Annotated in this window: 8 protein-coding genes; all 8 read left to right on the plus strand. The window is 40.8% G+C overall.

From position 1 onward, the window contains the following. Nucleotides 1–240: transcription termination factor Rho (gene rho / locus HN459_07330; protein MBT3479257.1), on the plus strand; the 240-nt coding region annotated here is incomplete at its 5' end. Between the two features lie 54 nt (nucleotides 241–294). Beyond that, on the plus strand, nucleotides 295–1,338 hold the full coding sequence (locus tag HN459_07335) for a hypothetical protein (GenBank protein MBT3479258.1): 1,044 nt from the start codon (nucleotides 295–297) through the stop codon (nucleotides 1,336–1,338). A gap of 15 nt (nucleotides 1,339–1,353) precedes the next feature. Further along, nucleotides 1,354–2,553 carry a pyridoxal phosphate-dependent aminotransferase gene (locus HN459_07340; GenBank protein MBT3479259.1) on the plus strand — a complete coding sequence of 400 codons (1,200 nt, stop codon included), beginning with the start codon at nucleotides 1,354–1,356 and terminating at the stop codon, nucleotides 2,551–2,553. Nucleotides 2,554–2,573: 20 nt separating this feature from the next. Continuing rightward, entirely contained in the window at nucleotides 2,574–2,780 is a 207-nt protein-coding gene (gene rpmE, locus HN459_07345) for a 50S ribosomal protein L31 (GenBank protein MBT3479260.1), read from the plus strand. 60 nt (nucleotides 2,781–2,840) lie between these two features. Further along, nucleotides 2,841–3,806: a DUF1385 domain-containing protein gene (locus HN459_07350; protein ID MBT3479261.1), complete on the plus strand. Its 966-nt coding sequence runs from the start codon at nucleotides 2,841–2,843 to the stop codon at nucleotides 3,804–3,806. Continuing rightward, a complete protein-coding gene (gene prfA, locus HN459_07355) occupies nucleotides 3,803–4,870 on the plus strand; it encodes a peptide chain release factor 1 (protein MBT3479262.1) in 1,068 nt (355 codons plus the stop codon). The genes HN459_07350 and prfA overlap by 4 nt, the downstream gene beginning before the upstream one ends. Nucleotide 4,871: 1 nt before the next feature. Beyond that, on the plus strand, nucleotides 4,872–5,747 hold the full coding sequence (prmC, locus tag HN459_07360) for a peptide chain release factor N(5)-glutamine methyltransferase (protein ID MBT3479263.1): 876 nt from the start codon (nucleotides 4,872–4,874) through the stop codon (nucleotides 5,745–5,747). Between the two features lie 85 nt (nucleotides 5,748–5,832). Beyond that, on the plus strand, nucleotides 5,833–6,884 hold a 1,052-nt coding region (locus HN459_07365), incomplete at its 3' end, for a PHP domain-containing protein (GenBank protein MBT3479264.1).

Consider the following 6,884-nt stretch of genomic DNA (forward strand, 5'->3'; position numbering starts at 1 on the left):
AATATGGAATTGGTCTTAGACCGCAGACTTAGTGACCGGCGTATTTATCCCTCCTTTGATTTGGTCCGATCCGGGACTAGAAAAGAGGAACTCCTTCTAGATAAGAAAGTTTTAGCGCGCATGTGGATCCTGAGAAAGCTACTCAATGAAATGAAAATTATGGAAGCTATGGAGTTTATCATGGACAGAATGCGGCGAACTAAGACTAATGAAGAATTTATGGAAACAATGAGTCAATAAGATTAAATTCTCTTGACAAAAATACTCTAGGTGTAGCAACTACGGAGGATATAAATGAGTTCTAAATACCCAGAAGTTAAGACAATCGCTGTCCGTGTTTTCACAGATAAGCCTGTCCGAAAGACGCCTTACCAAGTAAAAGGCGTATTAATGAATCAATTTCCCGAAGAGGAAATTGTAGCTATGCTTGATGGATCCTATCGCGAGAAATTTCTTTACCCGCGCGTGCAGGTTAAGATACTGAATGAACAGATCTACATAATTGGTATCGGTGAAGGAGTAGATCCTATTAAATCTATCGCTAAAAAGATGGATTCCATGGATTTCGGCAACATTACCTTCCAAGTCCTCGACAATGAAATTGAAGAACATAGTGATCGTTTTCAACCAGTCGCAAAACTGATTCGTTACCGATTTGTGACGCCATGGGTGGCACTGAATCAAACAACCGGATATCGTTACCGCTTCTTGAACAATGTTGATCGAGTGAATTTTCTCAACCGTTTACTTGGTCAGAATATTGTATTCATGGCCCGAGAAATGGGGATGGAATTGGAAGAAAATATCTTCACAAAAGTAACTTTATCATCATTATTCCCAAGGCCGGTGGATGAAAATAACTGGGGCGCATTTGATGGCGAGTTTCGCGCCAACTTTGTATTACCAAATTATTTGGGAATAGGAAACGGTATTACCCGTGGTTACGGCACATTATTCGGCTTGTTTAATCCAGAAGTGTTCTCCTTTAATGAAGGCGATCTCAAGGAGTTGGAAGACCAAGCAGTTAAAGATGAGGACGAACCTACAGTAGCTGAATCTGATTTGCAGGAAATTGATGTTGAAAAAGTCCCGAGGCCTAAAAAAGTCCCCGGCCAAAATTCCGCACCTGCTAGAAGAAGCAAAAAAGTTCTTTCAGAAGAGTTTGACATAGAAGAAGATGAAGCTGTTTATGAAACGAATGTAGCTAAATCGAAAGAAAAACCGGCGGTGACTTCTGCACCTAAAAAACGGGGCAGAAAACCAAAAGTTGAAAAGCCTGATTCTTCTGATGTGAATTATAACTCAGAAAAATATCACAAAAAACAACACAGCCTTTAAGTTTAGTATTAACTCATGACTGTTTTTGCTGATCGCGTTCAACGTGTTAAACCATCCTTTACGCTCGAAATGACTTCCCGGGCCGCAGAATTGCGTGCCCAGGGCGTGGATGTGATTAATTTTAGCGCTGGTCAGCCGGACTTTAATACACCGGAAAATATTCGTAATGCCGCCAAGGCGGCTATGGATAAAGGTGATACAAAATATACTGCAGGTTCAGGTACGATTGAATTACGAGAAGCAGTCTGTACTAAGCTAAAGAGGGAAAACCATTTGGTAGTATCCCCAGACCAGGTGTTGGTTTCCAATGGAGAAAAGCAGAGTCTTTACTTGGCTTGTCAAGCCCTGTTTCAAGAGGGAGATGAAGTGCTAATATTTAAACCCTATTGGGTGTCTTTCCCTGAGTTTGTAACTTTGTCCGACGCAACACCGGTATTAGTGAATACAATTTCAAAACAGAATTTCGAGCCTGACCTAGAGGATTTGAAATCCAAAATAAATGATCGGGTGAAAGGCATTATTTTAAATTCACCCTCTAATCCGACCGGAAGTGTCTGGTCGGATGAAGCCATCATCAATATACTTGGTATTGCAAAGGAAAATGGTTGGATCGTTATTTCGGATGAATGTTATGAACGCCTAGTTTTTGAAGGAGAATTTACAAGTTTTCAAAAATTGAGCGACGATCACCACATTGGTGCCAATATTGTAACCTGTATGAGTTTATCGAAAACATATTCCATGACGGGGTGGCGGATTGGTTATTCTTTTGGTGAAAAATCCATCATTCAGGCTATGAGCAAGATTCAAGGACAGGCAACATCATGTGCAAATTCGATTGGCCAAGCTGCTTCGGTAGAAGCACTGACAGGTGACCAATCTGCGGTGGCAATGATGCTGGGAAAATTTAAAGAGCGGCGCGACTTAATGGTGTCGCTTCTCAATGACATTCCCGGTGTAAATTGTGACATTCCAGGTGGCGCATTTTATGCGTTTCCGGATTTTTCCAACTATGTTAGCAAATCATTTCGCGGAAAAGTTATTAAAGATTCATTTGATCTTTGTGAAGTGATCTTAAGTGAAGCCAAAGTTGTAACAGTCCCCGGGGACGGGTTTGGTGCGCCAGGACATATACGTTTTTCTTACCCCGTGGGGGAAGAAATAATTCGCGAGGGAATTAGCCGCGTGCAAAAAGTTTTAGAACAATTAAATTGATTAGAAATAGGGAGTTACCAATGAAAGCAAATACACATCCCGAATATAAAATGGGTAATGTTGTTTGTTCCTGTGGCCATACATTTGAGGTGTATAGTACAATGGGCGATCAGCGGATTGAAATCTGTTCTGAATGTCATCCATTTTATACAGGAAAACAAAAGCTGGTTGATACTGCTGGACGTATTGAAAAGTTCAAAAAGAAATACGGCAAAGCAAACCAGTAACATAAGTAAAAATAGGAATGGCCTCATGGTTGGTACGTCTAACCTGGGGCCTTTTTTTTTATGATTAAAACAATTTTATTATCCATAATGAAACCCACTATTCTGGTGGGTGGGCAAGCCGTTATCGAAGGGGTCATGATGCGCGTCCCAGGAGCCTATGCCACCGCGGTAAGAGACCCTGAGGGAAAAGTCCATGTTGACCGCCATGATTTTAAATCGATTGTGGAACGATCATCTTTTTGGAAGAAACCGATTTTTCGAGGTATGGCAGGATTATTTGAAGCGATGAAAATGGGCATGGCCACTTTGCAATGGTCTGCGGATATTGCCATTCCGGAAGAAGAAGACAAAAAGCCTAGTAAATTGATGGATTTTTTATCCTCCGCTTTTGCGATTCTTTTGGCTGTAACACTTTTCATGATTGCGCCTATGTGGATAACCACAAAGCTGTTGGATGTCGAAAAAGAAGCTGTGGCATTCAATATGGTATCTGGCGGTTTTCGAATTACTTTTTTTGTCGTGTACCTCTTTCTCATTTCACTTATGAAAGATGTGGGTCGTCTATTTCAATACCACGGTGCGGAGCATCGCGTGGTCTATAATTTCGAATCGGGCAAAAATGTGGATATACCCAACGCACAGAGCTTCCCAACACAGCATCCCCGTTGTGGGACAAGTTTTATGTTTATCGTTTTACTATCAGCCATAATCGTTTTTTCCATCATTGATACCATTGTTATGTCTATAACAGGCCATATTAGTTTGCCCATCCGATTGATGGTACACTTGCCCATGATTCCACTGGTGGCAGGTATATCTTATGAAGTCATTAAGATTACGGCTCGTAATGGTGAAAACGTTTTTTTCAAAATGTTAAGAGCGCCGGGTTTGTGGCTGCAAAATATTACCACTCGCAAACCGGAAGATGATATGGTGGAGGTGGCCATCACTGCCCTGAAAGAAGCATTTGGTGATCAATATGAAGAAATGGTTGGTAAGGAATATGTGGCTGAAGCAATTGGATGATTGATAAACTTAAAGATATTATCACCCATTTTGAGTCTCTTGAATCCCAGATGGCAGAACCGGACTTCATGAACGACCAAACGCGCTTTATAGAAGTGGCGAAAGAATACCGACGATTTCGTCCTATTGTAGAAAAATCAAAAGAATATATAGCTATACAAGAACAAATAGATGACGATAATGAAATATTGGCAGGGGACGACCTTGAATTAAAGGATATTGCCCAAGCAGAAATAGAAGAATTAGAAAAAGCTTTATCCGAATTAGAAAAAGAGCTGAAAGTACTTTTGTTGCCCCATGATCCTACCGATGATAAAAATACTATTATAGAAGTTCGGGCCGGAACAGGAGGCGATGAAGCTGCATTGTTTGCAGCAGATATTTACCGTATGTATTCCCGTTTTGCTGAACGCAATGGCTGGAAGTATGAAGTGATGGAGTCAAATTCCATTGGTATTGGCGGTTTTAAAGAAGTCATTTTTTCTGTGTCCGGTGAAGGTGTTTACGGTATGATGAAATTTGAAAGTGGCGTACATCGAGTTCAACGTGTACCCAAGACTGAAACTAGTGGACGAGTGCATACATCGGCAGCAACTGTAGCAGTTTTACCTGAAGCGGAAGAAGCGGACATTGAAGTAGTTGATGCGGACCTTAAAATTGATACTTACCGCGCAAGTGGCGCAGGAGGTCAACATGTGAATAAAACGGAATCGGCCATTCGCATTACCCATCTCCCTACAGGTTTAGTGGTAACCTGTCAGGATGAAACATCCCAGCATAAAAACAAGGCCGCGGCACTAAAAGTTCTTCGTTCAAGATTATTGGCTGAGGAACAGGATAAGCTTGCTCGGGAACGTGCAGCCGTACGGAGAGATATGGTTTCTACCGGGGATCGTTCAGCTAAGATTCGCACCTATAATTTTCCCCAAGGGAGAATCACTGACCATCGCATCAATTTTACCGCTTATAACCTTGAGAGTGTCATGGATGGTGATATTGGTGATATTATCGAAAATTTGAAATTAGCGGATCAACAAGCCCAATTGGCTTCTGTGACAGAATAATATGAGTCACACCGCTGAACGAAAAGATCAAATTTGGCGAGTGATTGATATAATTAAATGGGGCGAGGATTATTTTCAATCCAAAGGATTTGAAAGTCCAAAACGTGAGATTGAATGGCTCCTTTGTGATTTATTAAATTATAAACGAATCGACCTTTATGTCCAATTTGAAGAATCCATCTCACCTATAAAACTGAATCAACTTCGAGGTTGGGTTAAACGTCGCGTGTCCCGAGAACCGCTTCAGTATATTACAGGGCAAACAGAATTTTATGGTCACCCATTTAAAGTAACCACAGATGTACTGATTCCTAGGCCTGAAACTGAACGGTTGGTCGATGTTGCCCTTCATACCATTGGCAACATTACACATCCCAAAGTCTTGGAAGTCGGCGCTGGATCAGGATGTATCGCTGTTTCAATTGGGGCAGAAAAATCTGATGCGGCTATTCTTTCTATTGATGTTTCTAAAGCGGCCATTCAGATGGCACAAAAAAATGCAAAATTGAACAAGATAGAAAATATAGAATTTAGTCATATGGATTTCTTAAATGATTTACCTAAGGGACAATTCGATTTGTTGGTATCCAACCCGCCCTATATCCCTGAAAATGAAGTTAAGGAAACAATGCCGGAAGTTCACCAACATGAACCAGAAATAGCCCTTACAGACCAAAAAGACGGACTCACATTTTATCGTCGCATTGCTGAAGTAATAACAAATTTGGTCAAACCCGGCGGGTGGGCTGTAATGGAAGTTGGGTTGGGAGAACACCCAGAAAAAGCTTTGGGTATATTTAAATCCGCCGGTTTTAATAATTATGAACTTATTCAAGATTTTAACAGTGATGATCGGGTTTTAAAAGTTCAGATTTAATTTTTGTATAGACACAATGCTTTGTGTCTCTAAAGCACACAATGTATTTTTGACTGCTAAAACGGGGTAACCAATTTCAATTTAAATGACTTCAGAATTCGTACACTTACATAATCATTCCGATTACAGCCTTTTGGACGGGGCACAAACTGTTCAAACTTTAGTAAATACTATTGATGATTTGGGTATGGATTCGGTTGCTCTCACAGAACATGGTAATATGTTCAGTGTTATACCTTATTATAAATCTGCAAAAAAAGCCGGCGTTAAACCCATTATTGGTTGTGAAACATACGTGGCCATGGGTAGTCGATTAGATAAAAAACCTCGTGCCGATGGTGGATGGGGAAACAATCATCTTGTATTATTAGCCCAAAACTATGCCGGTTATAAAAACCTGATGAAATTGGTGACTTATGGTTATTTAGATGGATTTTATTATCGTCCTCGTATAGATATCGATTTACTGAAAGAACACAGTGAAGGATTGATTTGCCTCTCCGGGTGTCTAAAAGGTGAGATTACCGAAAAAATGTTGAAGGATGATTGGGACGGCGCCAAAGAGGCCGCCCTGCGTTTTGCGGAGATTTTTGATGGGAATTTTTACTTAGAAGTCCAGAACCATGGCATCCCTGCTGAGATTCAAAATATTCAAAATATGAAAAAGTTGGCTGGTGAATTGAATCTACCATTGGTCTGTACCAATGATGCCCATTATGCCAAGCACGAACACTGGGAAGCCCATGATGTGCATATCTGTTTGGGGACTGGCAAAGAGAGGGATGACCCCAACCGTCTGCGCTACGCCACACCGGAGTTTTATTTTAAAACTCAAGACCAGATGCATGAAATGTTTAAGGATGTGCCCAATGCGATTGAAAATACTAGAAAGATTGCCGATAGTATAGATATTGAACTCCCAATGGGCGATTACCATTTACCGAATTTTCCTTTACCCGAGAATGCGGTTAACGAAACACCCGATACTTATCTCCAAAACTTGTGTGAAATTGGCATCCAGAAACGATATGGTGATATTAATCCTGAATTACAATCCCGGCTTGATCATGAATTAAAAGTAATCCAGAAGATGGGTTTTGCAGGATACTTCCTCATTACGGCAGACTTTGTAAAATA

It is taken from the genome of Candidatus Neomarinimicrobiota bacterium (assembly GCA_018647265.1).
Lineage (GTDB): Bacteria > Fidelibacterota > Marinisomatia > Marinisomatales > TCS55 > TCS55.